The sequence below is a fragment of the Paraburkholderia sp. FW306-2-2C-D06C genome (genome assembly GCF_058781505.1).
In genome coordinates this window covers 1-1,361 of record NZ_JBYSWU010000131.1, presented here as the reverse complement: position 1 = coordinate 1,361, position 1,361 = coordinate 1, and the positions used below count along the sequence as shown (strand labels likewise).

At 61.9% G+C, this 1,361-nt stretch carries 1 protein-coding gene; it reads left to right on the top strand.

Annotated elements, in window-relative coordinates; genetic code table 11:
* Window positions 1-93: 93 nt before the first annotated feature.
* Window positions 94-1,200, top strand: coding sequence for an IS5 family transposase (locus AC3WLT_RS37145; protein WP_492596522.1), 1,107 nt, complete (start codon window positions 94-96; stop codon window positions 1,198-1,200).
* The last annotated feature ends 161 nt before the right edge of the window (window positions 1,201-1,361 follow it).

The following is a 1,361-nucleotide window of genomic DNA, read 5'->3' as shown; positions in this document are numbered from 1 at the left end:
CCTAGCAGGCTGTTGAATTTGGGTCCCGTGTAAACGGGGTTTGAGGGACGGGCGTTATGGATATCGTGTTCATGATCTTTGGCAGTGGATGCGATGCGCGGAATGGATGAGATGCAGGAACCCCTGTTTACGACAGTCAAGCTGGAGGACTTCGTCCCGGCGGATCACCCGTTGCGACCGATCCGGCTGCTGGTAAATGAAGCATTGAAACGGCTCAACGGGTTGTTCAACGTGATCTATGCGGACACTGGTCGGGCCTCGATTGCACCCGAGAAGCTGCTGCGTGCGCTGCTGTTGCAGGTGTTCTATTCGGTGCGCAGCGAGCGCATGCTGATGGAGCAGATGCACTACAACCTGCTGTTTCGCTGGTTCGTCGGGCTGGCGATCGAGGACGCCGTGTGGGACCACTCGGTGTTCTCGAAGAACCGCGACCGACTGCTGGAACATGATGTCGTGGAAGCGTTCTTCACCGAAGTCATGAGCCTGGCGGACAAGCGGGGCCTGCTGTCCAGAGACCATTTCTCGGTGGACGGCACGCTGATTCAGGCATGGGCCAGTCACAAGAGCTTCCGTGCGAAGGACGGCTCGGACGATGGTCCGCCGGCAAGCGGGGGACGCAATGCCGACACGAACTGGAAGGGCAAGCGGCGCAGTAACGACACGCATGAGTCGAGCACGGATCCGGACGCGCGGCTGTTCAAGAAGAGCCGCAAGAGCCCGGCCATCCTGTGCTACCACGGGCACATCTTGATGGAGAACCGCTCGGGACTGGTGGTCGGCGCTGTGGTTAGTCATGCGGATGGTTTCGCCGAGCGGGCCAGCGCCTTGCGGCTGCTCGACTGCGTGCCTGGCGGCCATGCGAAGACAGTCGGTGCCGACAAGGCGTACGACACACGCGACTTCGTGAGCGATTGCCGCGCTCGTAACGTGACGCCGCATGTCGCCCGCAACGATGATCGCCACGGCGGTAGCGCGATCGACGGTCGCACTTCGCGGCATGCGGGCTACCGGATCAGCCAGGTCATCCGCAAGCGCATCGAGGAGCATTTCGGCTGGGGTAAAACGGTCGGCCGGATCCGGCAGACGGTCTATCGCGGCATCAGGCGCGTCGACCAGCACTTCAAGCTGACGATGGTCGCGAGCAATCTGACCCGCATGGCGCGAATGCCAGGTGTGGTGCTGCAAGGAGCGACGCGATGAGCCGCCACGGCGTGGCGACGGCGCAGCGCGGGCGCTGCAAGCATGCGCATGGCTTGCAAAAACCACCCGGCGAACCCGCAATTCAGCAGCAAATGGCATGCGCAAACCTCGTGAACACTGCTTCGGTCGTCATGACGGGGCGCTTTTCAACAGCCTGCTAG